Annotated in this window: 25 protein-coding genes; 12 read left to right on the forward strand and 13 right to left on the reverse strand. The window is 34.9% G+C overall.

Translation table 11 applies throughout. From position 1 onward, the window contains the following. The first annotated feature begins 31 nt into the window (after positions 1 to 31). Positions 32 to 1351 carry an MFS transporter gene (locus FHY45_RS11595; protein WP_139891932.1) on the forward strand — a complete coding sequence of 440 codons (1320 nt, stop codon included), beginning with the start codon at positions 32 to 34 and terminating at the stop codon, positions 1349 to 1351. A gap of 395 nt (positions 1352 to 1746) precedes the next feature. Next, on the forward strand, positions 1747 to 2124 hold the full coding sequence (locus FHY45_RS11600; protein ID WP_139891933.1) for an rRNA methyltransferase: 378 nt from the start codon (positions 1747 to 1749) through the stop codon (positions 2122 to 2124). Positions 2125 to 2824: 700 nt separating this feature from the next. Here FHY45_RS11600 and FHY45_RS11605 read toward each other — a convergent pair. Then, positions 2825 to 3355: a hypothetical protein gene (locus tag FHY45_RS11605; protein ID WP_139891934.1), complete on the reverse strand. Its 531-nt coding sequence runs from the start codon at positions 3353 to 3355 to the stop codon at positions 2825 to 2827. Positions 3356 to 3706: 351 nt separating this feature from the next. Next, positions 3707 to 3871, reverse strand: coding sequence for a hypothetical protein (locus FHY45_RS20565; protein WP_175354257.1), 165 nt, complete (start codon positions 3869 to 3871; stop codon positions 3707 to 3709). 250 nt (positions 3872 to 4121) lie between these two features. Here FHY45_RS20565 and FHY45_RS11610 point away from each other — a divergent pair, with 250 nt between their 5' ends. From FHY45_RS11610 to FHY45_RS11620, 3 genes are all read left to right on the forward strand, one after another. Further along, a complete protein-coding gene (locus FHY45_RS11610) occupies positions 4122 to 4508 on the forward strand; it encodes a hypothetical protein (RefSeq protein WP_139891935.1) in 387 nt (128 codons plus the stop codon). Between the two features lie 116 nt (positions 4509 to 4624). After that, positions 4625 to 4873, forward strand: a complete 249-nt coding sequence (locus FHY45_RS11615; RefSeq protein WP_066103816.1) for a hypothetical protein — start codon at positions 4625 to 4627, stop codon at positions 4871 to 4873. A 359-nt stretch (positions 4874 to 5232) separates the two neighbouring features. Then, positions 5233 to 5415 carry a hypothetical protein gene (locus FHY45_RS11620; protein WP_066103818.1) on the forward strand — a complete coding sequence of 61 codons (183 nt, stop codon included), beginning with the start codon at positions 5233 to 5235 and terminating at the stop codon, positions 5413 to 5415. Between the two features lie 223 nt (positions 5416 to 5638). On the opposite strand, the gene FHY45_RS11625 is transcribed toward FHY45_RS11620, so the two are convergent. From FHY45_RS11625 to FHY45_RS11645, 6 genes are all read right to left on the reverse strand, one after another. Continuing rightward, positions 5639 to 7447 (reverse strand): nuclease domain-containing protein, encoded by a 1809-nt coding sequence (locus tag FHY45_RS11625; RefSeq protein WP_180349958.1) that lies wholly within the window; start codon positions 7445 to 7447, stop codon positions 5639 to 5641. After that, positions 7431 to 9389, reverse strand: a complete 1959-nt coding sequence (locus tag FHY45_RS11630) for an McrB family protein (protein ID WP_139891937.1) — start codon at positions 9387 to 9389, stop codon at positions 7431 to 7433. Before FHY45_RS11630 ends, FHY45_RS11625 begins: the two co-directional genes overlap by 17 nt. After that, positions 9367 to 10332 (reverse strand): hypothetical protein, encoded by a 966-nt coding sequence (locus FHY45_RS11635; RefSeq protein WP_139891938.1) that lies wholly within the window; start codon positions 10330 to 10332, stop codon positions 9367 to 9369. Before FHY45_RS11635 ends, FHY45_RS11630 begins: the two co-directional genes overlap by 23 nt. Before the next feature lie 380 nt (positions 10333 to 10712). Next, complete coding sequence (locus tag FHY45_RS11640) at positions 10713 to 10910, reverse strand: hypothetical protein (protein WP_066103824.1); 198 nt, start codon at positions 10908 to 10910, stop codon at positions 10713 to 10715. A gap of 9 nt (positions 10911 to 10919) precedes the next feature. Then, the gene (locus FHY45_RS20950) at positions 10920 to 11048 is read right to left on the reverse strand and encodes a hypothetical protein (RefSeq protein WP_257469042.1); all 129 of its coding nucleotides are present in this window, start codon (positions 11046 to 11048) and stop codon (positions 10920 to 10922) included. 223 nt (positions 11049 to 11271) lie between these two features. Further along, positions 11272 to 11574 carry a MerR family transcriptional regulator gene (locus FHY45_RS11645; RefSeq protein WP_139891939.1) on the reverse strand — a complete coding sequence of 101 codons (303 nt, stop codon included), beginning with the start codon at positions 11572 to 11574 and terminating at the stop codon, positions 11272 to 11274. A gap of 226 nt (positions 11575 to 11800) precedes the next feature. Between FHY45_RS11645 and FHY45_RS11650 the strand changes: the two genes are divergently transcribed. From FHY45_RS11650 to FHY45_RS11665, 4 genes are all read left to right on the forward strand, one after another. Next, entirely contained in the window at positions 11801 to 12130 is a 330-nt protein-coding gene (locus FHY45_RS11650) for a MerR family transcriptional regulator (RefSeq protein WP_066103828.1), read from the forward strand. Positions 12131 to 12276: 146 nt separating this feature from the next. After that, complete coding sequence (locus tag FHY45_RS11655; protein WP_066103830.1) at positions 12277 to 13551, forward strand: ammonium transporter; 1275 nt, start codon at positions 12277 to 12279, stop codon at positions 13549 to 13551. Positions 13552 to 13609: 58 nt separating this feature from the next. Continuing rightward, positions 13610 to 14602, forward strand: a complete 993-nt coding sequence (locus tag FHY45_RS11660; RefSeq protein WP_139891940.1) for a DUF294 nucleotidyltransferase-like domain-containing protein — start codon at positions 13610 to 13612, stop codon at positions 14600 to 14602. After that, positions 14589 to 15323 carry an exonuclease domain-containing protein gene (locus FHY45_RS11665; RefSeq protein ID WP_066103835.1) on the forward strand — a complete coding sequence of 245 codons (735 nt, stop codon included), beginning with the start codon at positions 14589 to 14591 and terminating at the stop codon, positions 15321 to 15323. The genes FHY45_RS11660 and FHY45_RS11665 overlap by 14 nt, the downstream gene beginning before the upstream one ends. 113 nt (positions 15324 to 15436) lie before the next feature. Here the strand turns inward: FHY45_RS11665 and FHY45_RS11670 are convergent, their stop codons facing one another. The 3 genes from FHY45_RS11670 to FHY45_RS11680 form a co-directional block, all read right to left on the reverse strand. Continuing rightward, positions 15437 to 15661 (reverse strand): NINE protein, encoded by a 225-nt coding sequence (locus FHY45_RS11670; protein ID WP_066103838.1) that lies wholly within the window; start codon positions 15659 to 15661, stop codon positions 15437 to 15439. 266 nt (positions 15662 to 15927) lie between these two features. Then, positions 15928 to 16119, reverse strand: coding sequence for a YkvA family protein (locus tag FHY45_RS11675; protein ID WP_066103840.1), 192 nt, complete (start codon positions 16117 to 16119; stop codon positions 15928 to 15930). Between the two features lie 21 nt (positions 16120 to 16140). Further along, the gene (locus tag FHY45_RS11680) at positions 16141 to 16797 is read right to left on the reverse strand and encodes a hypothetical protein (RefSeq protein ID WP_139891941.1); all 657 of its coding nucleotides are present in this window, start codon (positions 16795 to 16797) and stop codon (positions 16141 to 16143) included. A gap of 154 nt (positions 16798 to 16951) precedes the next feature. Between FHY45_RS11680 and FHY45_RS11685 the strand changes: the two genes are divergently transcribed. Continuing rightward, positions 16952 to 17434, forward strand: a complete 483-nt coding sequence (locus FHY45_RS11685) for a glutathione peroxidase (RefSeq protein WP_139891942.1) — start codon at positions 16952 to 16954, stop codon at positions 17432 to 17434. A 6-nt stretch (positions 17435 to 17440) separates the two neighbouring features. Next, the gene (locus tag FHY45_RS11690; RefSeq protein ID WP_139891943.1) at positions 17441 to 17872 is read left to right on the forward strand and encodes a MarR family winged helix-turn-helix transcriptional regulator; all 432 of its coding nucleotides are present in this window, start codon (positions 17441 to 17443) and stop codon (positions 17870 to 17872) included. Positions 17873 to 17917: 45 nt separating this feature from the next. On the opposite strand, the gene FHY45_RS11695 is transcribed toward FHY45_RS11690, so the two are convergent. Then, positions 17918 to 18877: a YsnF/AvaK domain-containing protein gene (locus FHY45_RS11695; protein ID WP_139891944.1), complete on the reverse strand. Its 960-nt coding sequence runs from the start codon at positions 18875 to 18877 to the stop codon at positions 17918 to 17920. A gap of 302 nt (positions 18878 to 19179) precedes the next feature. On the opposite strand from FHY45_RS11695, the gene FHY45_RS11700 reads away from it, so the two are divergent. Next, positions 19180 to 19383 carry a hypothetical protein gene (locus tag FHY45_RS11700; protein WP_139891945.1) on the forward strand — a complete coding sequence of 68 codons (204 nt, stop codon included), beginning with the start codon at positions 19180 to 19182 and terminating at the stop codon, positions 19381 to 19383. 69 nt (positions 19384 to 19452) lie between these two features. On the opposite strand, the gene FHY45_RS11705 is transcribed toward FHY45_RS11700, so the two are convergent. Further along, positions 19453 to 20427 carry a Gfo/Idh/MocA family protein gene (locus FHY45_RS11705; RefSeq protein WP_139891946.1) on the reverse strand — a complete coding sequence of 325 codons (975 nt, stop codon included), beginning with the start codon at positions 20425 to 20427 and terminating at the stop codon, positions 19453 to 19455. Between the last annotated feature and the right edge of the window lie 126 nt (positions 20428 to 20553).

The raw sequence follows: 20553 nt of genomic DNA on the forward strand, positions 1-20553 counted from the left end.
GCGCTTTATAATTAAACAGGAGGAGATAAACATGGATGAGAGTGTAAATATACAAGATATTAAAAAATCCACGTTAAAGAAAACAATGCGAAGGATACTACCATTTATTTTAATTTTATATGTTGTTGCTTTTCTGGACAGGGTGAACATGGGGTATGCTGCATTAGAAATGAATGCTGAACTTGCTTTATCAGCAGAAGTATTTGGATTTCTATCAGGAATATTTTATATCAGTTACTGCTTGTTTGAAGTACCTAGCAATATGATTTTACATAAGGTTGGAGCTAAGTTATGGATTTCACGAATTATGATTACTTGGGGAATCATCGTTGTATTAACCGGTTTCGTTCAATCCGCTACACATCTATATATATTACGATTTTTACTCGGTGTTGCCGAAGCAGGTTTTACTCCGGGGATCATTCTATATTTAACATATTGGTTTCGAGTTCGCGAACGTGGAAAAGCAACAGCTGCTTTTTTTGTTGCACTCCCGTTAGCTGCATTAATTGGGGCACCATTATCTACTTGGATCATCGATCATATTGCATGGGCAGGATTATCTGGCTGGAGATGGATGTTTATTCTCGAAGGACTGCCTGCAATCGTTTTAGGCATAGTGGTATTGTTTTATTTGACTAATCGTCCAACCGATGCAAAATGGCTGACAAATGAAGAAAAGACATGGCTTGAAGATGAGTTAGAAAAAGAAAGAAAGGTAGCTGCAACGCACAATAAAACCTCACATTTGGGTATGCTAAAGGATTCGAAGGTTTGGAAATTAGCAGTCTTTAATATAGCAGGATTTGTTGCTGTAAATGGCTTAAATTTTTGGATACCAACCATAATTAAAAATCTTTCAGTAGCAGGTACTTCTAACATGGAAGTTGGTTGGTTAGCAATGATACCTTCATTAATCGCCATTCCGTCAATTTTATTTGTCGGATGGAATGCAGATAGGACCAACAAATATAAACACCACTTAGCTGCTTGTGTATCAATTGCCATGATCGGATTGATAGGATGCGCTTTTGTAACTAGCGTACCATTAATGATTTTAACGCTTTCCGTTACATCAGCAGGTTTGTATGGCATATCAGGTTCATTTTACGCTTATTTAACCTATTTTTTCAGCGAATCTACTGCCCCAGCAGGGATTGCTCTAGTAAGCACCCTATCATCTTTAGGTGGTTTTATCGGTCCAATGATATTGGGGATTTTAAATTTACAACAAGGAATGCTGATGATAGCAGGATTTATGATTATTAGTTTGCTGACGCTTATTACGTTAAACCACGGTCCGAGTAAACATGGAACCATTGGAGTCAAGGAAGAAAGTAATATACTCTAATATAAATGTTCAACAAAAGCATTTATTAAAATAGACAAAACAAATTAAAAGATAGCTTCTGAGCAAAACCGAAGCTATCTTTTTTCATACATGATATCCAAAACCAATATAAATTATCTGAATGTCTACAAAAATTAGAAGTATATTCATCTAGCTATACTATAAGCAATTCCTTATTTTGCAGAAGGATTGTTGTCTGTCTTTAAAAAGTGGAATTTAAGATCAGAGATTACTATACAATCAACTACAAAAGGCACCAAGATCTATCGTATATGGGTAAAAGGAAAAGATGATATACCAAAGCTAGCTAAAATTATATATAATAATTGCAATGGAAATTGTGTGACTTATAAACGTGAATTAATGTCTCAAAGACTACTTAAGGAATGATATTTATGTGGAAAAACGTCGATGGAAAGTTGATACAGCTTACTGATACTTCACGGGTAAAATTTAGAACTAATATTAGTAAAGCAATTCTGGATCAATTAAGTGATTTAGCTGAGAAATATGATACTCATGTAAATTATTTATTGGAAACCGGATTAGAAAAATTGTTATCCGAAGGTGTTATTACATTTAATAAAGATACTCGCCCTAAGGATCGTGTCCAGTATAAAACTACATATGACAAGGAATTACTCGAGGCTGTTAAAGAATTTGCTAAGCAGCATAAGCTATTTATTAATGATGTGATTGAATATAGTGTCAATCTAATAGACATTGATAAGAGTAAAGATAAAGACTATAAAAACAGGATAGAAAAGGGGTGATTGGATTCTTTTTAACTTTCTAATACAACGCCCCGAACATAATATATATTATAGGAAGTTGTGAAAACTAATTAAACAAGCGTCTCATTAATCAAGATTACTTTAGCAATTGAGACAAAATAGAAAAATTTTCAACTATGGATTTCGGTCATTTATTTAATTTAATTATATAGTTTTATTTTTTCATTAAGTTAATCTGTATAATCCCTGGTTGTTTTAATAATTTGATCTTGAACAGATTCTCTATAGAATTTTATTTTTACTTTTGTAAATGAATTATGAAGCTTATAAATGTTTAACTTGTACGTAGATTTAGGGTTAAATTAATTGATTGGTTTTTATAGTCTTGCTGCCAAATTTACTTCTGGCTTTCTACTTTAGTTTACATAATGTTATTATGGCAACTTTACTTCTCATTTATTTATTAACTCTATAAATTAGTAGCGATCGATAAAAATAATTTTGTTAAGACTTATTCCAGGTACGGATTCGTCGCTTCATTCAATTGTATCGTTTATAACAATGCTGATAAAAAAAAGATTCATGTTTTTATGGAATCTGCAGTGTCAATCCCCATTCATCTTCTCTATTTCACAATAAAAAAACTGCCCATAAAGTATGATTCACAACTTTAAAAGACAGATTAATCTAGTGTTATAAAACTATATTTTCTTAAATTATAAATACAAATAACATGTGGTCAATTCATCATAGATTTATATAAACCATCTAAACGGATTAACATCACTTCAATTTTATGTTCATCATTTAAATTGGCTTGCCCAGTCACGATTTGATCTTTTGAACTTTCAGAACCTTCTTTTTGGAGCTGTATTTCTACTGAGAAATCATACACGCTATCTTTTTCATCTACCTTTTCGTAGTCAATCTTTTTAATTTGCAATTGGTAATCATTTTTTATTGGTTCTATCATGACTGTTGAACCGTAGCGATTAACGAATTCCGTATATGATGTTTCATTTGCAAAATAATCTTTAAATAGCTTTTCTTCATATTGCCGTAAAGCTGCAATTTTCTCTTCGCTTTCTTGATCCACTATTTGTTTTAATTCATCACTTGGACCTGTAAGACTATTCTGTAATACAGCTTCAACGGTCTGAATATTTTCATCTTGTGTTTTCGCTTCCTTTTCTTCGGTACAACCCACTAACATTAATAGAAGTAAAGTAAATAAAACAGTTGCAAAAACATCACTCAGTCGTTTTTTCACATAAACCTCTCCCTTTTGGCAAACTTCCTATATCTGATTATATCTTTAAATGTATTTATTTACCATTTTAATATGGGTGTTTCCTGTTTTCTGCCAGGTTTGATCAAGCATCAAATCAGTGTAAGAGGAACTGCTTTATGCAGAAAGGTATCGGCACGTGTTTTAACAACACCGTAAAAATCTATGGGGTGTTGTTAAGTTGTATGCGTATTTTTGATGTTGATGTGTAAATTCAATAAAACATTAATGATAGATGAAGTTTCCCTAATTAATCCGTTATTTATTTTTTTCTACCCGTTCACCGAACCCGGTGATCTCTTTCTATGTCTCTTAACAATAAAAGACGGCCATTCACAAATGCTCTGTATTAATCCGATTCTTTTCATAAGGCTGTTCTGGTGGTACTTCATATTCTAATTCAATATCAAATGAGGAATCCTGTAACGTGGGGTCTATTGAATTCACTTCTTCCTTTTCTTTTCCTACTATTTCTGCTTTACTATTTTTCTTATTCATATATGTACCTCCTATATATTATGTACATATAGGTTTACCAGGTAACCCTTTATGTATGCTTGTTTATAGCATGTCCTTTAATCTCCCGCTTCTCTTTACATAATCACTTATAATTAAATAAGTTAAAAATTTGCAGTATTCGGATCTATCTTCGATGTAGCTTTTTATTTTAGTTCTCTCTTATTCAAAGGACATATTCTCTTCTCTACCAAAATAACCTATAGTAAACAGGTTAATTTGGAGGGATCATATGAATAATACTCTTATCACTGCTGATATGATTACGAGATTTAATGAGCTCAACAAGAAGAAAAAAGAGATTGAAATGGAAATGGAAAAACTGAAAGAGGTTTTTCATACGTATTTTGATCATCATGTAGGTGCAAATAATAAAGGTGAATTAATCGACAATGGTATAAAGCTTCAAAGGCAGATACGCAAATATGAAAAATACAGTACTGTACCAACTGTATATAAATTAGAAGAACTAAATATGAATGAATTAATTAAAACAGTGAAAATCCCAGATGAAGAAAAGATGAATGCTGCTATTAAGCTTGGCTTCCTTAAGGAAGAGGATTTTGAAAGCTGCAAGCTAATCACTTACTCCAAGGCTATTTCAGTGAAAGAAGTATAACGGTCAGATATTAAGAAAAATGTGCGTTAGAAAGGTTAACAAGATTAAAGACAGATCTATATGAATCCTCTACACTTATAATAAACTATGTTAATAAGGTGGAAGGATGATACAGTATGAGAATAGAGAATGAAAGGCAACTGGCTGAAATGATTATCCAACTGGATTTATTGCGTGATCAGCTCTATGAAGAGTTACAGAATAATTTTGGATCAAGAGGCCAGGAGTTTCTACGTACTGTGCAAAATAGCCCATTACAGCATGATATATCCATGCATTATACAGTTGAGGATAGACGCGGTATCTCCCTTGCTTTATTGGAGATTATGTTCATTACTGCGAAACAAAAAAAGCAGATAGGATAAAACATAATTATTACTAAGACAATCCGTTATAGATCATAGATGTATTCATATGATAAGGGCATAGAAAATCCGCTATGCCCTTTTTGTTTATGATAAAATTTGCTGTTGCAGCCGCTCCAATTCTTCCTCGATTTTAACTAGTTCAATTCGTTCAAATAAAGGTTTTACATGTGATAAATGTTTAAGCTATGAGTAAATTTCGCAGTATTTTAGTTATATCGCAATAGAAGCTAGGTTTGTCTTTCTTACTTTAATTAATCTACAAACGATTTATTAAGTATCGTTTTTTGATTAATCATCAGGAAGTTCCAAAAGAGGCAGTATACTGATGAAAATTAAAGGAATGAAGTGGAATTTCTATGAGGGGAACCGTACACACATTAATTCAATACAAGAGAGAACAATTAAACGGGGTCAAAGAAATTGTTAAAGTAACAATCACCATTTGTTCATTAAAAACAACAATACATAAAGTCCTGGAAGAAACAGAGCACGCTTTTGTTTGTGAGGGTGTGCGTTTCCCGATATCCAAAACAATGTAGGGGTCATTAAGTCATCAACGATTTAAAATTTACCCAAAGATGTATCAAGAATAGAAAAACTCTATCACGAGGTTGAATTGGGGCAGCACCAAGGGGAATTGGAGAAGTTGCAAAGACATATGGAAGAACACCGAGCAGCTTTACAAAAATGCGTTAATTTATAAAAGTAAAAGAATAAAACCACACCATCTGAGATGTGGTTTTTTAATAGTATACTTCGTGATTATATTCCCTTTCCTCTCTCCAATTCGCGTCCTGTAGCTTCTTCAATAATGTCCAAAAATTCATTTTCGATATCCTTGAATTCTACTCCTGGTGAAAGAGAACATCTGATGATTGTGGTTGCGTCATCAGATTCAAAAAAATTAGATTTGTTCTCTTTCTGTGGAAATATGCCAAACACTCTCTTAATGGCTGGATTCGCATACTTCGTTTTACGGGTGGTGTTGTAGTAAAACGACCTCACATTTGAATAATTGACGAGTTGAGAATACACCTTATAGCCTTGGTTATTATCGCGATTACGAGTGTAAACGCCTAGAGTGCCCAGTTTGTCATAAGATCTATATTTGAAATCCGCTAAGACGCTCCCTTTAAACACTCCTTGGTCATAAATATCCATCCTAAAGTCCGGTCTGTTGCTCTTTTCCACAGTGATTAGTGGGTTATCGAATGTATCGGCTTTTTCGGGTGGTTTAGAAATAAACGAATCGTACCAAACATTCAATACGAGGCCCTCAGAATTTCTGAGAGTTATTTTCGTGTTTGGGTCTAAGAATGGATAAATCGAATCGTCATTATGATCAAATATCCAACCCGAGATTTCATTGAAATTTAAATATTTGTTGTTCTTAAGCATTAATAACAGTTTAATAAATCCCCAAATTTCATATAACTTTGATGTTTCTTTCCAATAGTAAATGTAGTGTTTGAAAGGGTTGATCGTAAACGTACTCCCTTTGTTTAATTGCAAATACAAAGAATATATGGTTCGATAATAGGGAAATCGCGTTAATTTCTCTTGATTATTCATATGTGCATCGACATTTTCAAACCAATTTTCATCCAAAGCCAAAATAACATTGGCTTTTAGCTTCTTAAATTGTTCCAATCGTTCCTTTTCAATCACTAATTTTTTATCGATTATATCTGTTGGAGATTTATATCTTTTTTGCAATGCCAAGTCATTTTTTAAAGACACAATTTTCTTCTTCACATATTTTTCTACCAAGAAAATGCTGTCTAAAAATTCTTCTAACATCTTCTTTAAATTGCTGTTTATCGAAAGATTGTAGTCAATTATATAATCGTAGCTAGGAACCTTGTGGGTGGAAGTGTGTCTGCTCTGCTTTAATTGGGTCGTTTTCAGGTCGCTCCGCGTTGGCTGTCCTAACGATTTATACATATATTTTTTGGTTATTTTAAATCTAGGCTCTCGTAATATTAAATTGATGTTGTTAATCAAAGCCACTGAGTTTGAAATTAAGAAGTCGTATTTGCGGGTTATAGATTCATTGGTTGAATCATTTTCAAACCCAGCAAAATTTCTTCTAACTGCTGTTTCCTTAGCGAGGTCCACTAAGGTTCCTTCGATTTCTCCCCTCATTAAATTTAGTTGTTCTACGTGGATTCTTGAAGGGGTCACTTTCAAGAAAGCATAATACTCTTCATCGTGAACAGTGACTACCATTCTGTACACACCAGGTAAAAGACAGCTGAAATTAAGGTTATCCGTATTGAAATCAGATTCAAAATTTAAGTAGAGACCTCTGATTTCTTGCGAAGGATGAAAAAACACGGTTTCAGAATCTCTAAATGACTTTTCGGGCAACATATCCATTATTTCGATCCATAACTTAGCGTCCGGTTGGTTGCATTCAAATTTAACCCTTAAATCGCACAGTTCGGTGCAGGAGTAACTATACTCTTCAAGATTTTTTAAAGCTTCTTCTAAATCAGTTGAAAAACTAATAACCAAGTCTCCTACAGTGTTCTTATCCGAAAAAAAGAGCAAGTTAAATGGTATGCCCATACTCATCTAGCTCCTTAGCTAAATTGACTAGTTTTCTTTTTGCTGAATCAAAATCAGAAATACTTCGGTTGTTGTTTAACAATTTATAAAGATGCCCTTCTTCGTATTTTTCGTTTTGAATTTTACCAATCAGCGCTCCGAGTTGCTTTTGGGAACCCCTTAATTTCGGCAAAATCCTTTGTGTTAGTTGCAAATCGAATGCTTTGCTTCTAGGAAATTGCGGAGAGTTAGGGATATTCGCTATATACTCTTCAATTTGGTTAACAATCCTATATCCTACGCCAATTTGGTCTGTTGCTTCCTGCATTAAGCGGTTGATTTCCCACAAGATATCAATCTCTTCTGCAGTCAATACACTGTATTTATGGTTTTTCTGCATACTTTTTAGCTTAATGAAGGTTCTTAAAGGTTCCACAGTCTCAACTTCCCCTTTAGGTGACTCTTTCTTTTCGTTAAGGGCAGTTGCAAGTTTTTCCCGTACATCTTTGTATGGGCATAGTCCAAGTGAAATCGTATTGGCTCTATCAAGCACCTTATCTGAAAATTGGAATGAAGATTCGTCGATGTTAACCGTACCCGCAAACAAAAGATTTTCACTAAGTTTAATTTCAGACGGATATACGTTTTGGTTATAAACACGCCCGTTTAAGTTACTGCTATATAAATTAATGTGTCTATCATCAGGCTCTCTCTCTAATACGGATAGGAACTGGGAAAAATAATGCTCCACCTTTGCTAAGTTCATTTCATCTAAACAAACGATGTAACATTCATCAGGGTTGTTGTTTGCCTCGATGATGAAATCAACTAACCCTGACTCCCCAGGTCTATATATGCCTTGAGAGCTGTCTAGGTATCCTAATAAATCCGTATCGTCCTGCCAAAATGGTCTTACAGGAACGAATAGCAACTTACTTTTATTGACGTTTGAATAATCGCTGCCCTTGCTGGCAAATTTATTAAGAGCTTCGTGATAGCACTGTACGATACGTGATTTCCCTGTTCCGCTCAACCCAGCTAAGATCACAAGGCTTTTGTTCTTCATAGCCGTATGGAAGTTATACAAATCTAAAGGTGTATAAAGTTGGTTTTTTGACAATGCAACCTCTTCGAACACTTTCAAAAATTCTAGTTCATTAATATCCTCGATTTTTGATTTGGCTTTTTGAGGACTTACTTTGCGTCCTTTTGATATCAAGGATTCTCTAATCTCATTATCCTTTTCGCCTGTAACAAACATTACTTTGCCTTTAGATAAGTAATACTCTCCTAGTTCCTTTAAACTGATTTCTCTATAATATGTATTCTCTTTATTCGTGATAAATTTAAATTGATATTCCTCCGAATACTCAATCCCTTCAATAGGACCGAACGCATATAACCTATCAAGTTTTGGCTCCGAAAATGGTTCCTTAACAAGGCTAGATTTGTACTCACCTATCAAAACAAACGAAGGGTAGTCCTCGGATTCTTTAGATAGTGAAAAGTACGATTGGACGTATTCGTTGTTCGTTAACTTTTGGATAACATCTACTGTTTTTTTACCTGAATTAGTTCGAATAAAAGGGATTGGAAAATACGTATGATCGTTGTTTGATTCCCTTCTAACAACCTCTAAGTCGTATGCGTTATAAAAGGTTTGGTCATTTTCTTTATACTTAGCCTTAATTTTGAACATTAGATAATGTACATTTAAAAAATCGGTCAATTCCTTATATCTTTCTTCAGGTGTTAAGTCCTTATCGTCGGTAAACCCTAAGTTTTCTAACTCCCCTGAAAAACTGGTTACTCGCTTAGTTATATCATCTGTTATATTTTCTGGTGGATTAGAAATCACTTTGATTGGAAAGCGTATGATTGAATTCTCTTTCGTTAATAAGAAATGGTCCGTGTCCTGTAGTTTGCCAAGGAATTTTGTTTCAAACCATTTGGTTTCGGTCATAATAACCCTCCATTCTTCCAATGTACTGGTCAAAATTCTCTAGAGAGTCAATAAACAGTGCATTTCCTATTTCTCCAAAGTATTTAAAGATTTTTGAAGCAATTAATTTCGCTTCTTCTTTTTTGTTTAGGGTAAAAGAAAGCACGACTAACTTATGATAATTTTTATAGTCCTCTATCTCATCGATGCCTCCACTCGCATATTCATAATTTAAAAAATCTAAAGTCGTCACTTTAGAATCTATACATTTTCTATAAGAGTCATTTCCGTAAAACAAGAGCTTCAGTTTGCCTAGTTCTTCGTTTTCTATCTCGAACTGCCTCAATTCCTCTCTTAATTTCGTAAGTACATTCTCTAATCTTTGGTTTTCTTTTTTGGCTAATTTTAAATCTTTTTTTAAACCTTTGTTTTCGTGTTCTTGTGTTAAAACAGCTTTTCTTCTCTTCATCGCTATATCTTGTAATCTTTTATTCTCTTCTTCTAGTTTGGTGATAATGGATCGAAGATTTTTGACTAGTGATTCTTCTTCGTTAGTCTTCTCTTCTGTTTTTTTGAATGCTATGTTGTCATTTTGTGAATCTCCTAGATACTTTTCTAATAAGCTAACCTTATCCCCGAAAATCAACGCGAAAGCAACTTCTCCGATACTAGTATTCTCGATCTTTTCTGTTAACATTTTTTCATCAATGGTAGATGTTAAAGCCCAAGAATAATCTCTATTTTTTTCTTTTGTATATGTCTCAGCGGCTTTTTTTAATAAAGTTATCAATTTTTCTTCAGATACTTCAGTAAGTATCCTTTTCATTGTCTTTGTCTTGGTAGGGCTTGATGGGCCGTTAATACGAAAGCCCTTAACGCGCAATTTGTTAATTCTGAATATGTCTTCTAGTTGTTTGCTATCAAGCTTATCTATTATCTTTAAAAAAAGCTCATACATCGCCATCCTCCTAACTCTGCCGCTTACTTAAATTATACTAGAAAAGTTATTTTTAATAAATTCGATATTAACAAACTATTCAGATACCTTATTATGCGGAGGTTTCAAATTCAGAGAAAGTGGTTTCATAAATATATAGAGTAGTTGCAAAGACATATAGAAGAACACCGAGCTGCCTTGCAAAAGTGTTATAGTTTATCAGGAGTGTAAAAACAAAAAAACCATCATCTTAGTAATGAAGGTTTTTAAAATGAGATTTAACTTGGATATTGAGCAATAGTCAACTTAATTACTGTCTTGTTTCAGTTGTGGCTGTTGATGATGATTTCACCGTTATCTATTTGAATGAAAAAGTCATTAAGATTTTCAATAATGAACTTTTCTTCTTAAGTTATTGGTTTTTCAGGCAACTTTGGTTCAGATGTAGGAAAATCATCTGTTACATCTTGCCACTCTACCTGAACATATGCTTCGTTCATTACAGGGATGCTTGCTCCGGTAACTCGACCTTCGTTGATACATATAGAGTTTTCATTATCTACCCTTCTATGAAGTTCTCCTGAATCATCACAAGCAATTTTCACACCATATACTTATTCATAAGCAGCAATTAACGAGATCCGCGCTATCAATGCGTCCCTTGCGTCTTTGTACCATTTGCCGTTTATAATCATACTGTTGCCAATTGGGTCGCCTAAAGAAATTTGATATACTCGCTTCATTTCTCTCTTCTGTTAATTCATATTCTAATATTAACAGAGTGTCCAAAGTTCAGCGGTTATATACTTCGTATAGCTGAATATATTCTTATGTTTGCGATTAACAAAACACGCATAAAAAGGTTTGTTCTAAGAGTAGTCTCTCACTTCATATACAAATACCTAGTAGTCTTTGATTTAAAAATGATGACAAATACTCCCGAATTTTGTTTATATGGAATACCATTTATTTATCTGAGTTCCTAAAACGAAAATGAGCATTTAATTGACCCTTAATCATTTCATCCCGAATTTTTCTGCGTTGCATATCGTTTCTAATTTCTGCTGTTTGTACACCTTCTTCCATTTTTTCTGCAATCTTCATTAAGGTCTCTACATCTTGAAATGAGTATTTGCGAATTCCTTTAATTGATCTTTCGGAAAAAATCAATCCGCGTTCCTCGTAATAACGAATTTTCCGTTGGGAGATCCCTGTTAGTTCGCTGACAATGCCTATAGATATAACCTTCTTATCCTTATATGATGACATAGCTCCCTCCCCCCCTAAATAAGGCTATATGAATTGCTATATAGTTGATTATTACTTGTTTACAGTTAATCTCAAGGTGTTTGGGAGATGTTCTGACATATATTTTTTACAACTGCATAGATTATCAAGAATTTTTTGATGTTGATTTTTGAATTTTCAGTATTTTTAATTCTATCTATGTGAGATAATATCAAGGTACATTTTACTATATTTAGGGGGATTGCAGGTGAGCCAGGAGACTTCATATAAAGATAAAAAAGTCATAACAATCGGTGTTGTCAAAGAATTAACTGGGTTATCGGAAAGGCAAATCCGTTATTACGAAGAACGTAAACTCATTTTTCCTGCTAGAAACAATGGCGGAAGTCGGAAATATTCTTTTACAGATATAGAATTATTAATGGATATAGCTGAAAAAATTGAAGACGGCATACAGACCTATGAGATCAGGCAAGAAATGCTTAGAGAAAAGAAAAAAGAAGATGCAGCTAAAACGCACAAAAAAATGATTCAAGGGCAATTAAATGCTCAATTTGGTGTTCAAAAATACAACTAGACCGGTTTATCTCCTTCTGCACATACACTTCCACTCCTTTCCATAAAAACCACGTTAGGTTTCCTTACATGGTTGTAGAATTCCAATCCCTGATGATGCGACAATACAGACAGTAAAGGAAAACTTACTTAGGAAGGTGTGGAATTATGGATACGATTTTTTTAATGAATAGCCTTTGGGTGATGGTGGGAGCAGTGTTAGTCATCTTGATGATTGGTGGCTTTATCCTGCTAGAGACTGGATCCACTCGAATGAAAAATGCTGGACATATCGCAGGTAAAACGATTCTTACATTCGGAATTTCTTCTATTGTCTTTTGGGCAATAGGCTTTGGATTCATATTTGGGGATGGAGCTGGTTTAAGTAAATTCATTGGTTTATCTGACTTCTTTTACTCTGGGTATGATCTCGATGGTGTTGGTTTATCTGGAGCCGTATTCTTTTTATTCCAAACAGCCTTTGCCGGAATATCGATAACTATTGCTTTTGGGGGATTTGCAGAACGAGCGAAAATGGGTGTATATGTACTCTTCGCCGTTTTATTCTCTGCCCTTGTTTACCCTCCTATCGCTCACTGGATTTGGGGCGGTGGCTGGTTAGCTGATCATGGTAAACAAGATTTTGCCGGTTCCACTGTTGTTCACTTAACTGGTGCCATGGCAGCTTTGGCAGCTACGATCCATTTGAAACCGCGTATCGGTAAATTTAATAAAGATGGCTCAGCTAATAACTTATATGGACATAACCAAGTATACACAGCATTAAGTGTTTTATTGCTTTGGGTTGGATGGTTCGGTTTCAATGCCGGCAGTACGGTAGCAGTGGATGCAGGATTCTTTGGATTTGTTGCAGTTAATACGAATCTTGCCGCGGCTGCTGGAACGATAGCTGCCATGATTATTTCTTGGATTGTCATGGGGAAAGCAGATGTGTCCATGATGTTAAATGGAGCATTAGCCGGTCTGGTTGCCATTACGGCATCCTGTGCATTCGTTGAAGCTTGGGCATCCGTAGTTATTGGATTTGTTGCTGGAATTCTAGTATTTTATAGCATCCGTTTCTTTGAAGCTCGAAAAATTGATGATCCAATCTATGCTCTTTCCGTTCATGGAGCTGCTGGGATATGGGGCACCTTATCCACTGGCTTTTTTGCTACAAAAGAGCTGGCCACTGTCGGAAAAGCTGGTTTATTTTACGGCGGCGGCTTTAGCCAATTAGGTGTTCAAGCTTTGGGTGTCGTTGTATGCGGAGCATTTGCTTTTCTGGTATCCTATATTCTTTTATTAGGTATGAAAAAAGTGATGCGCGGCCTTCGTGTTACGGAGGAAGAAGAAATAATGGGATTGGATATGAGTGAACATGGCGCATATGGTTACCCTGAATTACTTAAAAATGAAACAACTGATAAATCTATCATGTAAATGGTATCCCCTGAACTGTGCTTAGTTCAGGGGATCATTTCCATTAAGGAGCGTCTGAATGGAAACCGAAAATCAGGACTATTCAAAAATATGGGCTTATCGAAAACAGCAATTTAATTCAATAACCTTAAGCCCTGATGAACTGAATTTGCTTCATGACGAGATTATAAGGCAGACCATCACGATAGCTTTTAATAAGACAACCCAAATATTTGGGTCTCCTCCCTCCCCTTTTTGCTTTTTTGTTATGGGAAGTGCCGGTCGAAAAGAACAAGGTATCTGGAGCGATCAGGACCATGGGATCATTTTTGAACACAATCATCCAGAAGTGCGAAATTATTTCTTATCGCTGGGGAAAGAAATATCCGAGGGGTTAATGCAAGTTGGATATAGCCTTTGTGAAGGTAAAGTGATGGCAAGTAATCCTTTCTGGTGCAGATCATACAATCAGTGGATGCAACAATTAAATGATTGGATAGATGATGCTTCATGGGAATCTATCCGTTATTTGCTTACTTTTATGGATAGTCGAGCATTTCTGGGCGAGGAAAGGTTTATACGGCAATTAAAACAGTATTCTTATCAACTAATTGATGAAAAACATTTATTAATCCGTATCCTGGATAATACAATGCATATAAAAAAAACGATTGGTGTATTCGGACAGTTACTTTTAGAAACTCACGGCCCATATTCTGGCTGTTTAAATATAAAGGAATCTGCTATATACCCATATGTGAATGCCGGAAGAATTCTCGCAATCAATGAAAAATTAAATGCAACCACCACTATCGATAGGCTTAAAGGTGTACCGGATTCTGTTCTACCAAAACAAAATCGAGAAAAATATGCTAATCAGTTTGCCAAACTACAAACATATCGGCTGGTCTATGGAATTCATACAGACTATGAATCCGGACATTACTTGGCTGTGAATAAGCTATCGAAAGTAGAAAAGAAAAATGTTAAGGACATAATCAAGGATGGGATTCAACTGACTGAATATGTGAAAATGCTTGCGGCAAAGGGTGATCAGAATGGGAATGAATGATTTTATCGAATTTTTCAGAGGAATGAGCGGTAAGATCAGTTCGAACGTACTCGCCGGTGTACAGGGGCAAGCAACTCCGCAAAATATCTCTTTTATGCGACAGCTAGAAAAGGAAGCGCGTAAAAAGGACGATCTAAATTGTCCTCTTGATCAGCTTGATGTGGTTGTGTTTGACATCGAAACAACAGGATTTTTCCCTGACAAAGGTGATCAGATGATCTCTATAGGTGCTGTGAAAATGCATGGATGTGAGATATTAACTGAAGAAAGCTTCTATTCACTGATTAAGACGGACATCCCTTTATCTCCTGAAATTACTTCTCTAACGAATATTACAGGTAAAGAACTTCAAGCCGCTCCGGAGAGTTCAGATGTCCTGATGAATTTCTTTAAATTTGTCTCGACTAAAAGTCTGGTTGCCCATCATTCTCAGCATGAGCAAAGCTTTATGCACAAGTTCACTTGGGACGTGACTCGAACAAAATTCCAGCATAGAATCCTTGATACTTCTTTCTTAACACAACTATTTAATCCCGTCAGCAGCTCAAATGCCTTAGAAGACTTATGTGCTGGATGCGGGATAGAAATCAAAAATAGACATCACGCATTGGGAGATGCCTTCATGACGGCCCGCTTATGGGGCTATTATCTATCAAAAGCCCAGGAAGCAGGTTTTAAAAACCTTAGTGAAATATATAATCACATAGCCAGATATAGGTAAGGGCCATATATCTTTTAATAATCCATTTAGACTATTAAGTAAAATAAATTGAGTGTAATAAAACTACAAAGAGGGGGTTCTTAACCCCCTCTAGCATTAAATACTACATAAATTTAAACCCCATATTTACCGCGGTCGTAGTAATACTGTCTATCAATCATACCTTTCAATCTAAACAGATCAATCCATAGAATGATAGAAAATGTACACATAACCGCTAACCAATACCAAAAGATATAATGGATACGTTCATGTATATACATTCTATGAGCTCCAATGCTTCCGAGAAGAAACCATAGTAGTAACGCGATTCCAAATGATTTTCTTTGTGCTCTCAAAATAAGTCCTTCTTTCTCTATATTATGTATAATATCAAGTATTCATAGCCTTCGCCCATCATTATGAAAGAAGCAAACAGCTATGTCTACCTGCTAAATTTAACAATTATACATAATACTAGAAGGAGTAACCACTTTTACAGTACGCATCTGAAAACAACCAGTTCTCAATGCTAATTAGCTTATCAGTAAGTTTTCATAAACCTCATCTGATTCGTACGAACACTGAATTGCGGGACATTCCTTATCAGATATTCTCAACTTAGTTACTGATTAATAGCTTTTTTTGATTTTTTAAGATCTTCATAGATTGTCTTAAAAACATAGCCCGCTACGGCTAAATCATCCACTTGGCCGAAACCGATAATAAAGTCAGGTATCACGTCTGTAGGTAATACTAAATATAATCCGGCAGCAGCGATAGCAAATTTTGATTTCTTCGATAATTTTTTCAGCATAGGATTACCTCCATTTTTATTTTAGCTTTTATTTAAACCTAGTCCACGGACGATCGGTTTTACCAGCGTATCCAACGGATTAATAATCTCAAGACCTGTTTGTTTAGCACCATCATACATAGATAGTTGACCAACTGATAGGATATCTTGAGATTTTTGACGATATAACGTAATATATTCCGCTATTTTTTCGTTATATTGTTCAGTCATCCCCTTCATCATTAAATCGAATGTACCTTCTATAACATGAACATTAATAGGTAATGTCTTTCCCTTTATAGCAGCATATTGATGAAGTCGGTCCATCGTTCCCTTTACAGTTCCTGGATTCGAAAAGAATATAGTCTGTGGTTCAGTAACCCCGCAGATTGCTTCGAAAAAAGGCTCGTCTATTTTAAATATTGGTAGTTTGGATGTTACATGTTCTTCCTGTAACAGAGCAATATAATTTGTACATGTCAGAAGAATTCCATCTACCTGACAGCTCTCCATCCAGTTTATTTGTTCTGCAATTTTCATACCAGCTTGTTCTTTTTGAAAAGATAAATCATGAGTTAAACGACTCATTAAACCTGGATCCACAAAGTGTATAAGGTCTACCTCATAGGGTGAGAATGCCTCGTCAATATAATGAATATTTGAATGATGTGCATGCATACACGCCAATCGTTTTCCCAAAATAATTCACCTCTATTAAGTTTATAATAGTTTACCAGCTATACTTTTCACTGTCTATTTCCTTCTATTACCTTATACGTATAGCTTTAAATTTTGTTTCACCCTACCATATATTGTATAGTTATATCGTACACGATATAAAGGGAGGAATACGATGAAAAGTGTTTACGATTTTGAAGTAAAAAAGACAAACGGCAAATTGCAATCTTTAAAAGAATATGAAGGCAAGCCTCTCCTTATCGTTAATACAGCCAGTAAATGTGGGCTGGCGCCTCAATTTAAAGGACTTCAGGAGTTATATAAAAAATTTAACAGCCAAGGCTTTGAGGTATTAGGATTCCCATGCGACCAATTTAATAGTCAGGAATATGATGATATTAATAAAACCACCGAGTTTTGCCAAATAAACTATGGAGTTACATTCCCGATTTTTGCGAAAATCGATGTAAATGGTGATCATGCTGACCCGCTTTTTCAGTATTTAACGACTGAACAGAAAGGTCTCCTTAGCAAAAAAATCAAATGGAATTTCACTAAATTTTTAATTGATAAAAAAGGTCAAGTTGTCGAGCGTTATGCTCCAACCACCGCTCCCGAAAAAATTAAAAAAGATATAGAAGAAGAATTGGAAAAGTGATAGGTTATGGAGAAGGATGTTGCATTAAACAAACAGTTATGCTTTGTTTTATACGAAACTACCAATGAATTTACGAGGCTATATTCTAATGTTTTAAAGCCATTTGGCTTAACGTATCCGCAATACTTAGTTTTATTGAGCTTATGGGAGCAAGATCAAGTTCCAATGAAAGAGCTTGGGCAAAAGCTGAATATGGGAACTGGGACGTTAAATCCCATTATTTCAAGGATGCAGCAAAGCGGATGGCTAATAAAAGAACGGTCTAAGACGGACGAACGCATGATGCTGATCTCTCTGCAAGAAAAAGCATATAAGCAAAAAAATAATATCATTGATTCCATTAAGTCGAAAATTGAGGAATGTGGATTAGAAATCGAGGAGTATCAAGCATTGATGGAATACGTAAATAAACTCAATGCAAAGTTAAAAAGTCTTTAAGCTAAAAAAAGCTGTCTCAATGAGACAGCTTTTTTTATATTACTCTTAAAGATTATCAGTATCAATCTTATTTTTTTGATATGGCTTTGCAGTTAAACGGTCTGTATCTTCGTCTGTTAACGAAGAATCCTGTACAGAGGTACCCTCCATACGAGTAGTTGTATTATGATCATTTACAAATGGATTACCATCCTTGTCAACCTGAACATCTTCTTTTTTAACGGTATCTTGAACGGTTTTGGTATCTGTAACTTTTTCTTTACCGATCACAATCTCATCAGTTACAACTGGCTTTTTGGTCACTTCTATTTTTTCCTCTGTTACAGGGATACGAATTTCTTCATTGTCAGTGATAGCACCCAATTGATCTGTCGTATCACGATCTGTTACTTTACGTCGCTCAATATAAACTTCTTCATGGTCCACTGGTACTTCAACTTCTTTTTGTGATTCCGTTACTTTTTTATTAACAATTACTTCTCCAGTTTTCACTTCATTTTTATCAACGTTTAATCGTTCTTCGCGAAGTTTAATTCTTCTTTCTTCGTCAGTTAGTGTATCATCATTTGCCAAACGATCAGTTGTATTAAGAGCGGCAGAAGCATTTGCTCCTGAATTCACATCTTCAGTACGATCCATGCCAATTGTATCTCCAAGCTGTGCATCTTGATCAACAAGAACTAAAACTTTTCCGTTGTTCACTTCTTCTGCATAGCGTGCACTTTCTTCAGAAGTAAAACCATAGTCCGTTCTCATTTTCTCTTCAACTGGATTATTAGTATCCAATGTAAAGAATTTTGCTACTTTATCCATAAAGGAATCTTCATCATTTGATACTGTTTTAACATCTTTATCTATCGTGTAATTTCCCATCAAATCTAATTTATCTGCATTATCTGCGACTACAGTAATATCAGAACTATCATACCCTTTTGCTTTCAAACTATTAATAGCCTGTACGACTTCTGCACTTTGTGTGTAAACTCCATAAACTGTTTTATTCATGTTATATTCCTCCTAGCAATTTTTGTTCGGATAATATTTGCTTCACAGTTAAAATATACCCACACTGGAAATCAATAAACAATAAAGTGAGAATCAACACCCTGATTATGTCAAGTGTTTTTTTGCATATATGGTAGGTTCTCGTTTTTATTTTTTTAAAATTTTTTTATTATCTTTGTCTTTTTAGGGGAATCGGGCAAATAAACACCCGTTCTCAATCCTTAATTCTCATAAAGTAAACTGGATATTTATGTTAAAATAAACAAAGAAGAGTGTGAAGAATATTTCGGAGGTGAATGAATGTGGAGACTTTAGCAGTCTTAATCATTGGTATTTTTATTATGTTTATTGGTTTTTTAGTATTAAGGAATAAAGCCCTCTTCTTAGTGAATCTTGTTTTGTGGAACGGTGTTTCAGGTGACGAAGAATTGTTATCTCGTATTTTTGGGACAATTTTATTAGTGGTTGGCTTAATCGTGAGCCTTCTACCCATTTTCTTGTCTTAAATTACTCATTTTCATACACCTCGTAACCAATAAATCTTCTAAAAAAAGAGAGCCTAATTGGCTCTCCTCTCATCCTTTTAAAACATTATTAGCAAATATTTGATCAACGATATCCATGACTTCAATAGAATCATTCCAAGTCATTTGTGGACTCTCAAGCACACCTTCTTGAAGGCATCGGCCTACTTCACGGATTTGATATTCAAATCCAGTTAATTCGAAAGGTTCTTCAATCGTCCATTCTTTATTTGGGGTGGTGATTGTTGCGGACTGGGCATTTGAAAAATACGGTATATAAATACTGCCGTCTGTGCCTAATAGACTTGCATCTTTTCGTGTATTTGCCCTTATCGTACAGTAAATTTGAGCAAACGATCCATTGTCATAGCTTAATTGTATAGTCCCATTTTCATCTACATCTGTTACTCCATATTGTAATGAGCTTTGAATCGATTTTGGTTTATTTCCAAGTAAATAAGCGCAATATGAGATAGGATAAATCCCGATATCTAATAATGCTCCTCCGCCAAGTTCTCGGTTAAATATGCGCCCCTTCGGATCAAATTCCCCTTTAAAACCGAGTTCCGCTCTCATGAAAGTAGGCTCTCCAATGACACCTTCCTTGACGAGGTTTCTTATTTCTTTATTAATTGGCATAAAGCGTGATTTCATCGCTTCCATAAAGAAGACCTTATTCTCTTTAGCAGCATGGATGACTTCTTGAACTTCTTCTTTATTCATTGTAACAGGCTTTTCACAAAGCACGGCTTTTCCATGGTTTAAACAACGAATCGCATTTTCTTTATGAAATGGGTGTGGAACAGCGATATAAATAGCATCAATTTGTTCATCCTGTATTAGCTCATCATATGTACCATAACAAAATTTTTCTTCAACCCCGTATTTTCGGCCAAATTCGAGCGCGTGATCCTTCGTCCTGGAGGCGACTGCTTTTAAAGTAACGCCATCCATTGCTTTCACCGTTTTCGCAAAACGTTCTGCTATGTTACCAAGTCCAATAATACCCCACTGAATTGTTTTCATAGAATCCCTCAATTTCGTTTATTTAATTTATAGAATATTTACATTCATTATAATATAAATGAATCATAGATGAGATAATTAGTAGTGGAAAGACCCAAAATAAAATAGCACACCAATCATGATGTA

The sequence above is a fragment of the Bacillus sp. D386 genome, assembly GCF_006346415.1.